Source organism: Enterobacter sp. 148H3, assembly GCF_034107425.1.
GTDB classification, from domain to species: domain Bacteria; phylum Pseudomonadota; class Gammaproteobacteria; order Enterobacterales; family Enterobacteriaceae; genus Enterobacter; species Enterobacter vonholyi.
Map to the genome: position 1 here is coordinate 82,176 of NZ_JAWNEI010000015.1, position 17,288 is coordinate 99,463.

Annotated in this window: 14 protein-coding genes and 1 riboswitch; of the genes, 10 read left to right on the forward strand and 4 right to left on the reverse strand. The window is 54.9% G+C overall.

All coding sequences use genetic code 11. The features are described 5' to 3' along the window. Positions 1-284: 284 nt before the first annotated feature. The 5 genes from USH94_RS19100 to USH94_RS19120 are packed head-to-tail and all read left to right on the forward strand — an operon-like array spanning position 285 to position 5,248. A complete protein-coding gene (locus USH94_RS19100) occupies positions 285-1,364 on the forward strand; it encodes a PTS fructose transporter subunit EIIC (RefSeq protein WP_111963971.1) in 1,080 nt (359 codons plus the stop codon). Positions 1,365-1,378: 14 nt separating this feature from the next. After that, positions 1,379-1,699, forward strand: a complete 321-nt coding sequence (locus USH94_RS19105; RefSeq protein ID WP_111963972.1) for a PTS fructose-like transporter subunit IIB — start codon at positions 1,379-1,381, stop codon at positions 1,697-1,699. Positions 1,700-1,750: 51 nt separating this feature from the next. Continuing rightward, entirely contained in the window at positions 1,751-4,048 is a 2,298-nt protein-coding gene (locus USH94_RS19110; protein ID WP_111963973.1) for a formate C-acetyltransferase, read from the forward strand. Further along, positions 4,014-4,889 carry a [formate-C-acetyltransferase]-activating enzyme gene (locus USH94_RS19115; protein WP_111963974.1) on the forward strand — a complete coding sequence of 292 codons (876 nt, stop codon included), beginning with the start codon at positions 4,014-4,016 and terminating at the stop codon, positions 4,887-4,889. The genes USH94_RS19110 and USH94_RS19115 overlap by 35 nt, the downstream gene beginning before the upstream one ends. Before the next feature lie 2 nt (positions 4,890-4,891). Further along, positions 4,892-5,248, forward strand: coding sequence for a PTS fructose-like transporter subunit IIB (locus tag USH94_RS19120; RefSeq protein ID WP_111963975.1), 357 nt, complete (start codon positions 4,892-4,894; stop codon positions 5,246-5,248). On the opposite strand, the gene USH94_RS19125 is transcribed toward USH94_RS19120, so the two are convergent. Both USH94_RS19125 and ppc read right to left on the reverse strand, forming a co-directional pair. After that, entirely contained in the window at positions 5,235-6,083 is an 849-nt protein-coding gene (locus USH94_RS19125) for an AraC family transcriptional regulator (RefSeq protein ID WP_111963976.1), read from the reverse strand. The genes USH94_RS19120 and USH94_RS19125 overlap by 14 nt on opposite strands. A 95-nt stretch (positions 6,084-6,178) precedes the next feature. Beyond that, positions 6,179-8,830: a phosphoenolpyruvate carboxylase gene (gene ppc / locus USH94_RS19130; protein WP_047653049.1), complete on the reverse strand. Its 2,652-nt coding sequence runs from the start codon at positions 8,828-8,830 to the stop codon at positions 6,179-6,181. Positions 8,831-9,318: 488 nt separating this feature from the next. On the opposite strand from ppc, the gene oxyR reads away from it, so the two are divergent. Continuing rightward, positions 9,319-10,236: a DNA-binding transcriptional regulator OxyR gene (gene oxyR / locus USH94_RS19135; protein WP_008501786.1), complete on the forward strand. Its 918-nt coding sequence runs from the start codon at positions 9,319-9,321 to the stop codon at positions 10,234-10,236. Here oxyR and sthA read toward each other — a convergent pair. Then, the gene (gene sthA, locus USH94_RS19140; RefSeq protein WP_008501785.1) at positions 10,219-11,619 is read right to left on the reverse strand and encodes a Si-specific NAD(P)(+) transhydrogenase; all 1,401 of its coding nucleotides are present in this window, start codon (positions 11,617-11,619) and stop codon (positions 10,219-10,221) included. The genes oxyR and sthA overlap by 18 nt on opposite strands. A gap of 196 nt (positions 11,620-11,815) precedes the next feature. On the opposite strand from sthA, the gene fabR reads away from it, so the two are divergent. Beyond that, positions 11,816-12,454 (forward strand): HTH-type transcriptional repressor FabR, encoded by a 639-nt coding sequence (gene fabR / locus USH94_RS19145; RefSeq protein ID WP_008501784.1) that lies wholly within the window; start codon positions 11,816-11,818, stop codon positions 12,452-12,454. 9 nt (positions 12,455-12,463) lie between these two features. After that, positions 12,464-12,823, forward strand: a complete 360-nt coding sequence (locus USH94_RS19150) for a YijD family membrane protein (RefSeq protein ID WP_008501783.1) — start codon at positions 12,464-12,466, stop codon at positions 12,821-12,823. 53 nt (positions 12,824-12,876) lie between these two features. Here the strand turns inward: USH94_RS19150 and trmA are convergent, their stop codons facing one another. Further along, positions 12,877-13,977 (reverse strand): tRNA (uridine(54)-C5)-methyltransferase TrmA, encoded by a 1,101-nt coding sequence (gene trmA, locus USH94_RS19155; RefSeq protein ID WP_111963978.1) that lies wholly within the window; start codon positions 13,975-13,977, stop codon positions 12,877-12,879. 104 nt (positions 13,978-14,081) lie between these two features. Then, positions 14,082-14,258, forward strand: a riboswitch (cobalamin riboswitch). Positions 14,259-14,323: 65 nt separating this feature from the next. Between trmA and btuB the strand changes: the two genes are divergently transcribed. Together btuB and murI are read left to right on the forward strand one after the other, a co-directional pair. Next, entirely contained in the window at positions 14,324-16,177 is a 1,854-nt protein-coding gene (gene btuB / locus USH94_RS19160) for a TonB-dependent vitamin B12 receptor BtuB (RefSeq protein WP_111963979.1), read from the forward strand. After that, on the forward strand, positions 16,122-16,973 hold the full coding sequence (murI, locus tag USH94_RS19165) for a glutamate racemase (RefSeq protein ID WP_023309660.1): 852 nt from the start codon (positions 16,122-16,124) through the stop codon (positions 16,971-16,973). Before btuB ends, murI begins: the two co-directional genes overlap by 56 nt. Positions 16,974-17,288 lie beyond the last annotated feature (315 nt).

A 17,288-nucleotide genomic window follows, 5' to 3' on the forward strand; every position in this document is an offset into this window, starting at 1 on the left:
TTATTCATTGGGCAACAGCATACGAGTGTGTTGATGACGCGCGCCATGTGATAAATCTGCCAAAAGCTGGACAAATGTAATATCACGTGAAAAGTGAGATTTGACTCACAGGTTGTGGTGTTTTGTCTTATGCGTGCCGTTGATCAGAAATGTGGAGGCGGATCTCATTTTTATTTCGACATTACAAAAATCCAGTAAATGGCCTTTTTGTCTCCTGTTAGCCGTCTTCCTGATTGCCTATTGTTTGCCACAACATCTTTGTGGTTTTAGGCCAGGAGCGACATATGAAAGAGTTGGTGCATATTCTCAAGAACACGCGGCAGCATCTGATGACCGGGGTATCACACATGATCCCGTTCGTGGTCGCAGGCGGTATTTTGCTGGCGGTCTCGGTCATGCTGTACGGCAAGGGTGCGGTCCCGGATGCTGCAACCGATCCCAACCTCAAAAAGCTATTCGATATCGGCGTAGCAGGGTTGACGCTGATGGTGCCTTTCCTGGCCGCCTATATTGGCTATTCCATTGCCGAGCGCGCAGCGCTGGCGCCTTGCGCTATTGCCGCGTGGGTCGGTAACAGCTTCGGTGCGGGTTTCTTCGGCGCCATTATTGCCGGGATCCTCGGCGGGATTGTCGTCTGGTATCTGAAAAAACTGCCGGTCCCGAAAGTGCTGCGATCCGTCATGCCTATCTTCATCATCCCTATCATCGGCACCTTTGTTACCGCAGGCATCATGATGTGGGGTCTGGGTGAACCAGTTGGCGCGTTGACGACGGGCTTAACCCAGTGGCTGCAAGGGATGCAGCAGGGCAGCATCGTAGTGTTGGCCGTCATCACGGGGTTGATGCTGGCCTTCGACATGGGCGGCCCGATTAATAAAGTCGCCTATGCCTTCATGCTGATCTGCGTTGCACAGGGCGTCTACACCGTGGTGGCGATTGCGGCAGTTGGTATCTGTGTGCCACCGCTGGGATTAGGCCTGGCGACGCTGATTAATCGCAAGAATTTTACCGGTGAAGAGCGTGAAGCGGGTAAGGCCGCATTAGTGATGGGCTGCGTGGGGATCACCGAAGGGGCCATTCCGTTCGCCGCTGCCGATCCTCTGCGTGTCATTCCCTCCATCATGCTGGGATCCGCATCTGGCGCAGTGACGGCCGCCGTGATGGGCGCGCAATGCTATGCCGGCTGGGGCGGGCTCATCGTTCTCCCTGTGGTGGAGGGCAAACTCGGCTACATCGCGGCGGTTGCCGTGGGGGCTGTGGTGACGGCCATTAGCGTTAACGTGCTGAAGAGTATTGCCCGCAAGAATGCAAAACAGGTCGTGGAAAAAGAGGACGACCTGGATCTGGATTTCGAAATTAACTGAGTGAGGAAGAGAACATGACCCGAATTATTGCAGTAACAGCATGTCCGTCAGGCGTTGCCCATACCTACATGGCGGCCGAAGCGTTGGAAAGTGCCGCCAAAGCTAAAGGTTGGGAAGTGAAGGTTGAAACGCAGGGGTCAATTGGCCTGGAGAACGAACTGACGGCAGAAGACGTTGCCGCCGCAGATATGGTGATCCTGACCAAAGATATCGGCATTAAGTTCGAAGAGCGCTTTGCCGGGAAAACCATTGTACGCGTCAATATCAGCGACGCGGTAAAACGCGCTGACGCCATCATGAACAAAATTGATGCCCACCTGGCGCAAACCGCCTGACGCTTTCCCGCCTTTAGGGGCGGGCTCGTTTTCCGTTACAGGAGTTCCCTCATGACGAATCGTACCCAGCGTTTGAAAGACGCTCTTTTTGCTAATCCACGTGAAATCTCGCTTGAGCGTGCTTTGCTCTATACCGCCAGCCATCAGCAGACGGAGGGCGAGCCGGTTATCCTCAGGCGAGCAAAAGCCACGGCGTACATTCTGGACCATGTGAACATCGCGATTCGTGATGAGGAACTGATTGCGGGAAACCGGACCGTTAAACCGCGCGCGGGCATTATGTCTCCTGAGATGGATCCGTACTGGCTGCTTAAGGAGCTGGACCAGTTTTCCACACGCCCGCAGGACCGCTTCGAGATCGGCGAAGCGGATAAGCAGATTTACCGTGACGTGCTGTATCCCTACTGGGAAAAACGGTCGATGAAGGATTTCATCAACAGCCAGATGACGGATGAGGTGAAAGCCGCCGTGGGGACGCAAATTTTCAGCGTCAATCAGACGGACAAAGGGCAGGGGCATATCATTATTGATTATCCGCGCCTGCTGAATAACGGGCTGGGTGCGCTGGTGGCGCAAATGCGAGAATATTGTGCCCGCGATGCCCAGAACATGTTCTATGCCGCCGCGCTGATTCTGCTTGAAGCATCCCAGCGTCATATTCTGCGCTATGCCGCGCTGGCTGAAAGGCTTGCGTCCGGCTGTGATGAAGCTTCACGGCGTGAAGAACTATGTAAGATTGCCGAAATCTCGCGTCATAACGCGCAGCATAAGCCGCAAACGTTCTGGCAGGCGTGTCAGCTGTTCTGGTATATGAACGTCATTTTGCAATACGAATCTAACGCCAGCTCGCTTTCTATCGGGCGCTTCGACCAGTATATGTTGCCGTTTTATCAGGCTTCACTCTCGCAGGGGGACGATCCCGAATTTCTGAAAGAGCTACTGGAATCGCTGTGGGTGAAATGCAATGACGTGGTGCTTTTACGTTCGACCAGTAGCGCACGTTATTTTGCTGGTTTTCCGACGGGTTATACCGCGTTGTTGGGCGGCTTAACGGAGAGCGGTCGGAGCGCAGTGAATGTACTTTCCTTCCTGTGCCTGGATGCTTACCAGAGGGTTCAGCTTCCGCAGCCGAACCTCGGCGTACGGGTTAACGAACTTATCGACCGACCTTTCCTGCTTAAAACGGCGGAGACGATCCGCCTGGGCACCGGTATCCCGCAGATTTTCAATGATGAAGTGGTGGTGCCTGCTTTCCTTAATCGGGGGGTGTCGCTGGAAGACGCGCGCGACTACGCGGTGGTTGGCTGTGTAGAACTGTCGATTCCGGGTAAAACCTACGGTCTGCATGATATCGCGATGTTTAACCTGCTGAAGGTAATGGAAATCGCGATGCAGGAGAACGAAGGTAACGCAGCGCTGAGTTATGAAGGCCTGCTGGACCATATCCGCGCCAAAATTAACCACTATATTGCGCTAATGGTTGAGGGGAGCAATATCTGCGATATCGGCCATCGCGACTGGGCACCGGTGCCGTTACTCTCTTCATTCATAAGCGATTGTCTGGAATCAGGGAAAGATATTACCGAGGGTGGCGCGCGCTATAACTTTTCTGGCGTTCAGGGGATCGGGATAGCCAATCTGAGTGATTCACTGCACGCCCTGAAAGGGCTGGTTTTTGAACAGCATCGCTTAAGTTTTGATGAGCTATTAGCCGTATTGAACGCTAACTTTGCCACGCCAGAGGGCAAAAAAATCCGCGCACGGTTGATTAATCGCTTCGAAAAATACGGCAATGATATCGATGATGTCGACAACATCAGCGCTGAACTGCTGCGCCATTACTGTAAAGAGGTCGAAAAATACCGGAACCCGCGCGGCGGGCACTTCACTCCGGGGTCTTATACCGTGTCGGCACACGTGCCGCTCGGGGCGGTGGTGGGGGCCACGCCCGATGGCCGCTTTGCCGGCGAACAGCTGGCAGACGGTGGGCTTTCGCCGATGCTTGGGCAAGATATGCAGGGCCCAACGGCGGTACTTAAATCGGTAAGCAAGCTGGATAACTATCTGCTATCTAACGGTACGCTGCTAAACGTTAAATTTACCCCTGCGACGCTGGAAGGCGATGCCGGGCTGCAAAAGCTGGCTGATTTCCTTCGCGCTTTCACCCAGCTTAAGTTGCAGCATATCCAGTTCAACGTGGTGAACGCGGAGACATTGCGTGAAGCGCAACAGCGTCCACAGGATTTTGCCGGGCTGGTGGTACGCGTTGCCGGCTACAGCGCCTTCTTTGTGGAGTTATCGAAGGAGATCCAGGATGACATTATCCGCCGCACAGCGCATCAGCTGTGACGTAGTTGAAACGCGCGCCGAGGTGGCGCGTATTTTCAATATTCAGCGCTACTCATTGAATGACGGACGCGGCATCCGTACGGTGGTCTTTTTTAAAGGCTGCCCTCACCGCTGTCCGTGGTGTGCGAATCCAGAGTCGATTTCGCCGAAAATCGAGATTGTGCGCAGAGAAAGTAAATGTCTTAACTGCGCCCCCTGTTTACGGGACGTTGATGAGTGCCCCTCCGGCGCATTTGAGCCTATCGGGCGGGACGTTACGCTGGAGGAGCTGGAAAAAGAGGTAATGAAAGACGATGTATTCTTTCGTTCCTCGGGAGGCGGAGTGACGCTTTCGGGTGGGGAAATATTGCTGCAGGCACCTTTCGCGACACGGCTACTACAAAGGCTGCGTCGATTCGGCGTGCATACGGCCATCGAAACGGCAGGCGATGCCCCTTTGTCCCGATTAATGCCGCTGGCTCGCCAGTGTGATGAAGTGCTGTTTGATTTGAAGATCATGGACGCGGATCTGGCCCAATCGATTGTGGTAATGAATCTTCCCAGAGTGCTGGATAATTTCCGCCAGCTGGTGGCTGACGGGATAAACGTGATTCCCCGCGTGCCGCTTATTCTGGGCTATACGCTCAACGAAACGAACATGACGCGCGTACTGGATTTCCTGCTACCTTCAGGAATACGACAGCTGCATTTATTGCCCTTTCATCAGTATGGGGAGCCAAAATACCGTCTGCTGGGACAGGAGTGGGGCATGCGGCAAGTTATCCCTCCGACAGAAGATGAGGTGTCAGCGATGCGTCAACGGGCAGAGCGAGAAGGTTTCAATGTTACCCTGGGAGGCTGAATATGACAGTGATAACGGGACGTCATCTGGTGGCGGTGACCGCGTGCGTCAGTGGCGTCGCGCATACCTATATGGCTGCCGAACGGCTGGACAAGCTCTGCCAGCAGGAGAGGTGGAGTGTTAACATCGAGACGCAGGGAGCGCTGGGCATCGAGAGCGAGCTTACGGAAGACGACATTCAGCGTGCCGATGTCGTATTGCTGATTACCGATATAGAACTGGCGGGCAGTGAGCGTTTCGAGAATGCGCGCTACGTGAAGTGCGGTATTAGCGCCTTTTTACGTGATCCACAAAAGGTGATGGGGGCGGTGCGTAAGATATTAGCCGCTCCGCAGCATACTCAGGTCATTCTGGACTAGCGGTCTTCCCGGTGAGCTGGCTGTGATACTGGCGACGGTATTCTGAAGGCGAACGCTCCGTGTTCTTGCGAAATAACCGGCAGAAATAGTTGCTGTCAACAAATCCGCAGGCATGCGCCACCTCTTTCACTTTTAAATCATACCCTTTCAGCAACTGGCGAGCGTGTTCCAGCCGGGTATGCGTCAGGTATTCATTGAAACCCACTGCGCCCGTTTTCTGAAACAGATGCGACAGGTAGTTTGGGGAGATATAAAAAGCCTGCGCGACGGATTCCCGGGTAAGCGGGGTGGCGTAGTGTTCGTCAATATAGACCCGAATCGCTTCAAATAAAGCCTGACTGCGGGAGGCGGTTTGGATCTGGCTACCCAGCAGGTCGACGCAGTGGCTAAGCAGGCTGGCGATAATCAGCCGCGCGGTTTGTTGCTCATGGTGCTGCATCTGTATTTCATGAAGCGTCTGTAAGAGTAGCGATCCAATACGCGGACCACGGCGGGCAACGTTCTGCTTTGCCAGGTTACGAACGTCTACGCCATCCCAGTGTATAAGGCTAAACCCAAGCTGCTGTTTGCCAAACAGGATGCTCAGCGTTGTTGCGGGGGCTTGCCATTGTGGATTATTCCAGCCGCCAGCCGGGACGTATAAAACATCCCCCTGCTGTAATACGCAGCCAGCCAGGTCTTTCATGGATCCTTCGATCGCGATCTCCAGACGTGGAAAATCGACCTGCAAGGCAAGTTCGGGGGCGGAGGTCGCTGGGTTTGCAAAATGCACCTCATGCAGCGGCGTTGTGCCGTTGATCAGGTCATTCAGGATATCGGTAATGTCGTGGTGCATGGTGTTGATACCAGGGTATTGCCGGGTGGCGCTAACGCTTACCCGGCCTACTTATCGTAGGCCCGTGCAAGCGCAGCGCCGCCGGGCGTAAAGCATTAGCCGGTGTTACGCATACCCGCCGCAACGCCCGCAATCGTCACCATCAGCGCCTGTTCAACACGCGGATCCGGCTCTTTCCCTTCTTCTTCCGCCAGACGCGAACGGTGCAGCAGCTCTGCCTGCAGGACGTTCAGCGGGTCGGTGTAGATGTTACGCAGTTGAATAGACTCGGCAATCCACGGCAGGTCCGCCATCAGGTGTGAGTCGTTGGCGATGTCCAGAACCACTTTGATGTCGCCTTCCAGCAGTTCGCGCAGCTCTTTGCCCAGCGCCCACAGCTCAGGTTTCACCAGACGCTGATCGTAGTATTCCGCCAGCCACAGGTCAGCTTTCGAGAAGACCATCTCCAGCATGCCCAGACGGGTAGAGAAGAATGGCCAGTCGCGACACATGGTCTCCAGCTCGCTCTGTTTGCCGTCTTCCACCACTTTTTGCAGCGCGGCACCGGCACCCAGCCAGGCGGGCAGCATCAAACGGTTTTGCGTCCAGGCGAAGATCCACGGGATCGCGCGCAGAGACTCTACGCCACCGGTTGGGCGACGCTTCGCAGGACGTGAGCCCAGCGGCAGTTTACCCAGCTCCTGCTCAGGCGTGGCCGAGCGGAAGTAAGGAACGAAATCTTTGTTTTCACGTACGTAGCCGCGGTACAGATCGCAGGAGATGTCAGACAGCTCGTCCATGATATGGCACCAGGACGCTTTCGGCTCCGGCGGCGGCAGCAGGTTTGCTTCCAGGATAGCGCTGGTATAAAGCGACAGGCTGCTGATGGTCACTTCCGGCAGACCGTATTTGAAGCGGATCATCTCGCCCTGCTCGGTGACGCGCAGGCCGCCTTTCAGGCTTCCCGGCGGCTGTGACAGAAGGGCTGCATGTGCAGGTGCGCCGCCACGGCCAATTGAGCCACCGCGTCCGTGGAACAGGGTCAGCTCGATACCGGCTTTCTCGCAGGTTTTGATCAGGGCGTCCTGCGCCTGATACTGCGCCCAGGATGCCGCCATCACGCCTGCATCTTTCGCGGAGTCGGAATAGCCGATCATCACCATCTGTTTGCCCTGGATAAAGCCGCGGTACCAGTCGATATTCAGCAGCTGGGTCATGACGTCGTTGGCGTTATTCAGGTCGTCGAGGGTCTCAAACAGCGGGGCGACCGGCAGGGCGTAGTCGATTCCCGCTTCTTTCAGCAGAAGGTGAACGCCCAGCACGTCGGAAGGGGTCTTCGCCATTGAGATCACATAGGCGGCCACCGATCCTTTCGGTGCGTCCACGATCGCTTTACAGGTGTTGAGCACCTCGCGGGTTTCGTTGCTTGGCTCCCAGTTGCGCGGCAGCAGAGGGCGCTTCGAGTTCAGCTCGCGGATCAGGAAGGCCTGTTTGTCGGCTTCGGACCAGCTTTCATAGTCGCCGATGCCGAGGTAGCGGGTCAGCTCGCCCAGCGCTTCGGTATGGCGGGTACTTTCCTGACGTACGTCGATACGCACCAGCGGCACGCCGAAACACTTCACGCGGCGCAGGGTGTCGAGCAGTTCGCCGTTAGCGATGATGCCCATCCCGCAGGCCTGGAGTGATTTATAACAGGCGTACAGCGGCTCCCAGAGCTGTTCGTTCTGGCTGAGCAGGCCTTCTGGTTTTGGCAGGCGCTGACCTTTCAGACGCGCTTCCAGCCACGCTTGAGTGGCCATCAGCTGACCGCGCAGTTTTTTCATCAGGAAACGGTACGGTTCGCTGGCACCCTCTTCACCTGCCAGCGCGCGTAGTTCCGGCGTCGCTTCAACCATCGACAGCTCGGAGATCAGCACCTGAATGTCTTTCAGGAACAGGTCGGTCGCTTTCCAGCGGCTCAGCAGCAGGACGTGACGGGTAATTTCCGCGGTCACGTTCGGGTTGCCGTCGCGGTCGCCGCCCATCCATGAGGTGAAGCGGACCGGAACGAAATCGACCGGCAGGCGGTAGCCAAGGTTCTCTTCCAGCTGTTCGTTCAGCTCGCGCAGGTAGTTCGGCACCCCTTCCCACAGGCTGTTTTCCACCACCGCAAAGCCCCATTTAGCTTCGTCCACCGGGCTTGGGCGATGCTTACGAATTTCATCGGTGTGCCAGGACTGGGCAATCAGCTGGCGCAGACGGCGCATCAGCTGGTTGCGTTCGTAGTCGGCAATGTCTTTGTTATCCAACTGCTTCAGACAGTTGTTCACTTCCACCATTTTGTGGATCAGGGTGCGTCGGGTAATTTCGGTTGGGTGTGCGGTCAGCACCAGCTCCAGCGAAAGCGACTCCACCGCTTTTTTGATGGTGGCCTCGTTGAGGTCTGGCTGGTCTTTCAGTTTACGCAGGGTGCGGGCAATGACTTCCGGGTTGCTTGCCGCTTCGCCATTCGGCGAAATACTGTGGTATTGCTCAGCGGTATTGGCCAGGTTCAGGAACTGGCTGAATGCGCGCGCAACGGGCAGCAGCTCATCGTTAGAGAGGTTCTGCAAGGTGGTGAGCAGCTCCTGACGACTGGCCTCGTTACCGGCACGGGAAGATTTAGACAGCTTGCGGATGGTTTCAACGCGGTCGAGGATGTTCTCCCCTAACGCATCTTTGATGGTATCTCCAAGCACTTTGCCGAGCATACTGACATTACTACGCAACGCGGAATATTGTTCGTTCATAAAAACCCAGTCACCCCATCATTTTTGTTTATGCCCAGGCAAAAATTTTCTGGACATTATTTTGTCATCTCCCTTTATAAAGCCACGTAAAACCCCCGTCGTCAATTGCTGCGAAAACGGTTCAGCAAACGAATAAATGTGGGCAATTTACGAAATTTAATTCGCATTGCGTCAGATAAGAGATGCTTATGAAAATGTATGGGGGAAAGGGAGTAAACATTAAAAATGATCGCTTCGGTTGCCATTTTGTTTTTATATCCGGCCTTTTTTACGCAAAAAAAAGCGGACCACGGGGTCCGCAAAAGTTCACGTTGGCTTTAGTTGTTCGAGTTTTGAGAGAAACTCGTTGACGGTGCGGGGACGTCAAGGGTCAAACACGTGCCGCCTCGTCTATGTGGTGTATTATTCAACAGAATGCTTGATAGGGATAATCGTTCGTTGCTATGCTATCTATCGCCATGAACTATCGTGGCGACGGAGGATGAATAATGAATATTCGTGATCTTGAATACCTGGTAGCGTTAGCCGAGCATCGTCACTTTCGCCGCGCGGCAGATTCCTGCCACGTCAGCCAGCCCACGCTGAGCGGCCAGATCCGCAAGCTGGAAGACGAGCTGGGCGTGATGCTGCTGGAGCGCACCAGCCGTAAGGTTCTGTTCACACAGGCAGGTCTTCTGCTGGTGGATCAGGCGCGCACCGTGCTGCGCGAGGTCAAAGTGCTCAAGGAAATGGCAAGCCAGCAGGGGGAGGCCATGTCCGGCCCGCTGCATATTGGCCTGATCCCAACCGTTGGCCCGTACCTGTTACCGCACATCATTCCGATGCTGCACCAGACGTTCCCGAAACTCGAAATGTACCTGCACGAAGCGCAAACCCATCAGCTGCTGGCGCAGTTAGATAGCGGCAAGCTCGACTGCGCCATTCTGGCGCTGGTAAAAGAGAGTGAGGCCTTTATTGAAGTGCCGCTGTTCGATGAGCCGATGATGCTGGCGATCTATGAAGATCACCCGTGGGCGAACCGCGATCGCGTGCCGATGGCCGATCTGGCCGGTGAAAAGCTGCTGATGCTGGAAGATGGCCACTGCCTGCGCGACCAGGCTATGGGCTTCTGCTTCGAAGCGGGTGCCGATGAAGATACCCATTTCCGGGCAACCAGTCTGGAAACGCTGCGTAATATGGTGGCGGCGGGAAGCGGTATTACGCTTCTGCCTGCGCTGGCGGTGCCGCACGAGCGTAAACGTGATGGCGTGGTCTATCTGCCGTGCATTAAGCCGGAACCGCGTCGTACGATTGGCCTGGTTTATCGTCCGGGTTCACCGCTGCGCAGCCGCTATGAGCAGCTGGCAGAGGCCATCCGCGGTGCAATGGATGGCCATTTTGACAGCGCGTTAAAACAGGCGGTTTAAGCCGTTCAGCGCGGCTACCCGATAGGCTTCCGCCATGGTCGGGTAGTTAAAGGTGGTGTTGACGAAGTACTCAATGGTGTTACCACCACCTTTCTGCTCCATTATCGCCTGGCCGATATGAATGATTTCTGCGGCGCGTTCACCGAAGCAGTGAATCCCGAGGATCTCTTTCGTCTCGCGATGGAACAGAATTTTCAGCGTTCCCACGCTCATCCCCACGATTTGCGCCCGCGCCAGATGTTTAAACTGCGCACGACCCACCTCGTAAGGCACCTTCATTGACGTTAGCTGCTGCTCGGTTTTCCCGACTGAACTGATTTCCGGGATGGTATAGATGCCCGTCGGAATATCTTCAATCAGGTGCGCCGTTGCTTCACCCTTCACCAGCGCCTGAGCGGCAATTCGGCCCTGATCGTAGGCAGCAGAGGCCAGGCTCGGGTAGCCAATCACGTCGCCAACCGCGTAGACGTGCGGCAGGGCGGTCTGATACATGCTGTTGACCTTGAGCTGACCACGGCTGTCGGTCTCAAGCCCGATATTTTCCAGCTGCAGGGAATCGGTGTTGCCGGTACGGCCGTTGGCGTACAGCAGGCAGTCTGCTTTCAGCTTCTTGCCGGACTTCAGGTGCATGATCACCCCGTCGTCACAGCCTTCAATTTTCTCGTACTCTTCGTTGTGGCGAATCACCACGCCGCTGTTCCAGAAGTGGTAGGAGAGGGAGTCCGACATCTCCTGATCGAGGAACGCCAGCAGGCGGTCGCGGGTGTTGATCAGGTCAACTTTGACGTCCATCCCGCGGAAGATCGACGCATATTCGCAACCAATGACCCCTGCGCCATAGATAATGACGTGGCGGGGTTCATGGTGCAGGCTCAGAATCGAATCGCTGTCGTAGACGCGCGGGTGCGAGAAATCGACGTCGGCGGGATGGTAGGGGCGTGAGCCGCAGGCGATAACAAATTTTTCAGCCGTGATGGTTTCAACCGAACCGTCGTGGCATTCGAGTGCCAGGGTATGTTCATCCACAAAATGCGCGTTGCCCTGCAAAATTTCACAGTGGTTACGCTCATAAAATCCCTGACGCATGCGTGTCTGCTGGTTAATAACGGTATCCGCGTGATTCAGGATGTCAGCAAATGAGGAACGAAGAAGTCGGGAGTGGTCGCTGTAAAGAGGGTTCTGGTTAAATTCGATAATGCGGCTAACGGCGTGGCGGAGGGCTTTCGAAGGGATGGTGCCCCAGTGGGTGCAACCGCCGCCGACATTATGGTAGCGCTCGATGACCGCTACTCTGGCTCCCTGTTTCACCAGACCCATAGCAGCACCTTCGCCGCCGGGGCCGGAACCAATAACTATTGCGTCGTAATCGTAGGAATGTGGCATGGTAAGGCTTACCTGTTCTTATACATAAAAGCAACAGAATCATAACATCATTGCCGGAGTAACCCAATTATCGTTGTGCTTTTTTCCGGCAGTGGAGCACAAACCGCACGTAAACAATCATTCACAAAGCCAGACAAACAGATTAATTTTATTCTCTGGTATAGTGCCATCAGGCCTTTGGAAGGATTCAACTATCGTGATGGGCGTAAGAGCACAACAAAAAGAGAAAACCCGGCGTTCGCTGGTGGAAGCCGCATTCAGTCAACTGAGTGCTGAGCGGAGTTTTGCCAGTTTGAGCCTGCGCGAAGTCGCACGCGAGGCCGGGATTGCGCCAACGTCCTTCTATCGTCATTTCCGTGATGTGGATGAACTGGGCCTGACCATGGTCGACGAGAGCGGTCTGATGCTGCGTCAGCTGATGCGCCAGGCGCGTCAGCGTATCGCCAAAGGGGGCAGCGTGATCCGTACCTCCGTGTCGACATTTATGGAATTTATCGGCAATAACCCCAACGCGTTTCGTCTGCTTCTGCGCGAACGTTCGGGCACATCGGCAGCGTTTCGTGCCGCCGTCGCGCGTGAAATTCAGCACTTCATCGCGGAACTTGCCGACTATCTTGAACTCGAAAACCATATGCCGCGTGCCTTTACTGAAGCACAGGCTGAGGCGATGGTGACGATAGTGTTCAGCGCGGGTGCCGAAGCGCTGGACGTCAGCATTGAACAACGCAAGCAGCTTGAAGAGCGACTGGTATTGCAGCTCAGGATGATCTCCAAAGGCGCGTACTACTGGTATCGCCGTGAGCAAGAGAAACTGGCACATCAAACCGAAGAGTGAAGGTGAGTAATGAAACAGTCAGGTCAGGATAAAGGGACGCTGTTGCTGGCATTGATCGCTGGCTTATCCATTAATGGTACGTTTGCCGCTATTTTTAGCTCAATCGTTCCATTTTCGATTTTCCCGCTTATAGCGCTGGTGCTGACGGTTTACTGCCTGCATCAACGTTACCTGAACCGCACCATGCCGGTGGGGTTACCGGGGCTGGCCGCTGCCTGCTTTATTCTGGGCGTATTGCTGTATAGCACCGTGGTTCGCGCGGAGTATCCGGATATCGGCTCTAACTTCTTCCCTGCGGTACTGTCTGTGGCGCTGGTGTTCTGGATTGGCTCGCGCATGCGTAGCCGCAAGAGCCAGTTACCGGAGTAGAGAATTTTGTAGGGCAGGTAAGCGAAGCTCCACCTGCCAAAAATGCCGGATATTTACTTAGCCGTCAGAAGTACGCCGCACTCCATATGGTGCGTATACGGGAACTGATCGAACAGTGCCAGACGTTCAACCTTGTGCGTCTGGCCTAACGTTTCCAGGTTCTTGCACAGGGTCTCCGGATTACAGGAGATGTACAAAATACGCGGGTACGCCTGCACCATCTTCTCGGTTTCGCTGTCCAGGCCACTGCGCGGCGGGTCGACAAAAATCGTCTCACACTGGTAGCTCTTCAGATCGATCCCTTCCAGACGGTTAAACTGGCGTACGCCGTTCATTGCCTGCGTGAATTCTTCTGCGGCCATTCGAATGATCTGCACGTTGTCGATATGGTTGGCGGCAATATTGTACTGCGCGGCGGCAACCGACGGCTTGGCGATTTCCGTTGCGAGGACGCGGTCGAAATTACGCGCCAGCGCCAGCGAGAAGTTGCCGTTACCGCAGTAGAGCTCAAGCAGATCGCCCGTTGACCCTTCCGTCGCCTTCAGCGCCCACTCCAGCATCTGCACGTTCATCGCGGCATTCGGCTGGGTGAAGCTGTTTTCCACCTGACGATAGACCATCTCTTTACCCGCCACAGGCAGGCGCTCGTCGACGTAGTCCTGATCCAGCATGATTTTGGTTTTTGTCGCCCGGCCAATCAGGTGAACGTTGATGTTCTGCGCCCGTAGCGCATCGCGCAGCGCTTCTGCCTGCTCGCGCCACTCGTCGTTCAGCGCTTTGTGGTATAGCAGGGAGACAATCGCCTGATTGCTTTGCGTGGTCAGGTAGTCAATCTGGAACAGCTTGTTACGGAGCATCGGATTGTTGCGCACGCCGTCCATTATCAGCGTCATCAGCTGGTTGATAAGCTCACTCGCTGCCGGGAAGCTGTCCACGCGGATACGGGACTTCGTCTGCTGATCGAAAATGATGTGGTACAGGTCGTCACCGTCGTGCCAGATGCGGAATTCGGCGCGCATGCGGTAGTGGCTGACTGGAGAGCGGAACACCTCGGGAACGGGCGCGTTGAAAGGCGTCATCATACTTTGCAGGCGGACAACTTTTTCTGCCAGCTGCGCGTCGTACTGTTCTGTCGGGAGGTGTTCTGGGGTCATGATGCGTCCTGAGTGATAAAGAATTACGCGGCGATTGTAGGCATTGTTCAGGGGATGTCCAGATTTAATGGGCAATAGCTGTCTGGACATCCATACGTGTCTAATTGTAGCATTCTGTTTCCGGTCTCCTGAGAGTGAAAAGGGAATCCAGTGTAAATCTGGAGCTGACGCGCAGCGGTAAAGACTGGCGGGATGAGCGTTGTAGACACTGTGAAAATGGGAAGTCTTCATCCTTATATAGCCACCTAGCCCGAAGACCTGCCGGGATCACGTCGCATTTGGTTTCATCATCGCGTGCTATCGATGAGGCCTGCGGCATCCTTCTTATATTGTGGATGCTTTAACAATGATTAAAAAAGTATCGCTGTTGACGGCGTTGTCCGTCACGGCATTTTCGGGCTGGGCGCAGGATAGCGCAGACTCGTTGGTGGTGACGGCAAATCGTTTTGAACAACCGGCAAAAACTGTTCTGGCACCGACGTCCGTGGTGACGCGCGAAGATATTGAACGCTGGCAGGCCAGAAGCGTGGTGGAAATCATGTCACGTCTGCCTGGCGTGGATATCGCGCAAAGCGGTGGAATGGGCTCGAACTCTTCGACTTTTATTCGCGGAACGGAATCTCGCCATGTGCTGGTGCTGATTGACGGTATTCCTTTGAATAACGCCGGGATCAGCAACGTTCCCGATCTGAGCCAAATCCCGACCTCGCTGATTCAGCGTATTGAGTACATCCGTGGTCCGCGTTCGGCCCTGTATGGCTCCGATGCGATTGGCGGCGTGATCAACATCATCACCGGACGTGACAAGCCGGGTGCGGAAATCTCAGCGGGCGTCGGCTCTAAGGGTTATCAGACTTATGACGGCGCTTTCCAGCAGGTGCTGGATAAAACCAAAATCACCATGGCGGGTAACTACACCTATACCCGTGGTTTTGATATTGATGCCAAAGATGCTCCGCGCCAGCCGGACCGCGATGGCTTTATGAGTAAATCGCTGTACGGCTCCGTGGAACAGCAGATCACCGACAGCGTGAGCGGCTTCTTCCGTGGCTTTGGTTATGACAACCGCACCGCGTACGACGGTTACGATCACTACGACGACAACTTTATGGTGGATGGACGACCTGATACTCGCCAGCTCTATAGCCAGAACTGGGATACCGGTCTGCGTTACAACCAGGGGATTTTCCAGTCACAGCTGGTCGCGGGTTACGGTCGCAGTAAAGATCAGAACTATGATCCGAAGAAAGGGCGTTACGCTGATTCCGCCACCATGGATGACGTGAAGCAGTACACCACCCAATGGCTCAACACCGTGGAAGTCGGTCACGGCAACATTGGCGCAGGTCTGGACTGGCAAAAGCAGAAGACGCAGGCCGGAACGGGCTACCTCGATAAAGGTTACGAGCAACGCAATACCGGCGTGTTTGTTTCGGCAATGCAGCAGTTCAGCAGCGTGACGCTGGAAGCGGCGGCGCGTAATGACGACAACTCCAACTTTGGTAACCATGGCACATGGCAAACCAGCGCGGCGTGGGAGTTTGTGGATGGCTATCGCGTGATTGCCTCCTACGGTACCGCATTTAAAGCACCAACCATGAGCCAGATCCACAGCGCTTCTTACGGTAATCCGGACCTCAAACCGGAGGAGAGTAAGCAGTGGGAAGGGGGCTTTGAAGGTCTGACGGGACCGGTCAACTGGCGTATCACCGGCTATCGCAATGACATTGATAATCTTATTAACAGCGATCCGCATACGTATCGTTACTACAACGTCGACGAAGCACGTATTAAAGGTGTGGAAGCGACGGCACAGTTCGATACTGGCCCGGTCGGACATCAGATTTCCTATGATTATGTCGACCCGCGTAATGCCAAAACCAACGAAGTACTGGCCCGCCGTTCTAAGCAGCAGGTTAAGTACCAGCTTGACTGGCAGGTATGGGATCTCGACTGGAACCTTGCCTACCGTTATCTGGGCACCCGCTATGATGTCGCGATTGATCCTGACACCTATTCGTCAGAACGCGTGAAAATGGGCGGTGTAAGCCTGTGGGATGTCGCAGTTTCGTATCCTGTCACCTCACACCTTACAGTTCGTGGTAAAATAGCCAACCTGTTCGATAAAGATTACGAGACAGTTTATGGCTACCAAACTGCAGGACGGGAATACACCTTGTCTGGCAGCTACACCTTCTAATCCGCGTCCCACCGTGCTGGTGTTTGATTCCGGCGTCGGTGGGCTTTCGGTCTATGATGAGATTCGGCATCTCCTGCCGGATCTCCATTACATCTACGCCTTCGATAACGTCGCTTTCCCGTATGGGGAAAAGAGCGAAGATTTTATTGTTGAGCGTGTAGTTGAAATCGTCACTGCGGTACAAAAACGCTATCCCCTTGCGCTGGCCGTCATCGCCTGTAATACGGCGAGCACCGTTTCTCTTCCCGCCCTGCGTGAAAAATTCCAGTTCCCGGTTGTGGGCGTCGTCCCTGCAATAAAGCCTGCCGCGCGTCTGACGGCGAACGGCATAGTGGGTTTGCTGGCAACGCGAGGCACGGTAAAGCGTCCTTATACCCGCGAGCTGATCGACCGTTTTGCTAACGAATGTCAGATTGCGATGCTGGGCTCGGCCGAGCTGGTGGAGATGGCCGAAGCGAAGCTGCATGGAAAGGCGGTATCACTCGACGAGCTGCGTCGTATTCTTCGTCCGTGGCTGCGGATGCCCGAACCTCCGGATACCGTTGTGCTGGGCTGTACCCACTTCCCGCTATTACAGGAAGAGTTATTGGAGGTGTTACCGGAGGGGACGCGCCTGGTGGATTCGGGTGCGGCTATCGCTCGTCGTACTGCCTGGCTGCTGGAACACGAAGCGCCGGATGCGAAATCTACCGATGCGAATATCGCGTTTTGTATGGCTATCACGAAAGAGACTGAGCAACTTTTACCCGTTTTACGCCGTTATGGCTTTGAAACGCTCGAAAAACTGGCGCTATAGCACGGTTTTGAGCAAAAAAGAGACGGTTGAAAGTTTTTTTTAAAAGAGGGGTTGTCAACGTCTGAGAACTCCCTATAATGCGCCTCCACTGACACGGAACAACGGCTTACAGGCCGCCGGGTTAGCGGGGTTCAGAGATGAACGCCAGCAGAGAAAAGCGAAAATAATCACTTGACTCTGAACGAGGAAAACGTAATATACGGGACCTCGCAACGGTGAGCGAAAGCCGCGTTGCACTGCTCTTTAACAATTTATCAGACAATCTGTGTGGGCACTCAAAGTGACATGGATTCTTAACGTCCTCGGACGAAAAAT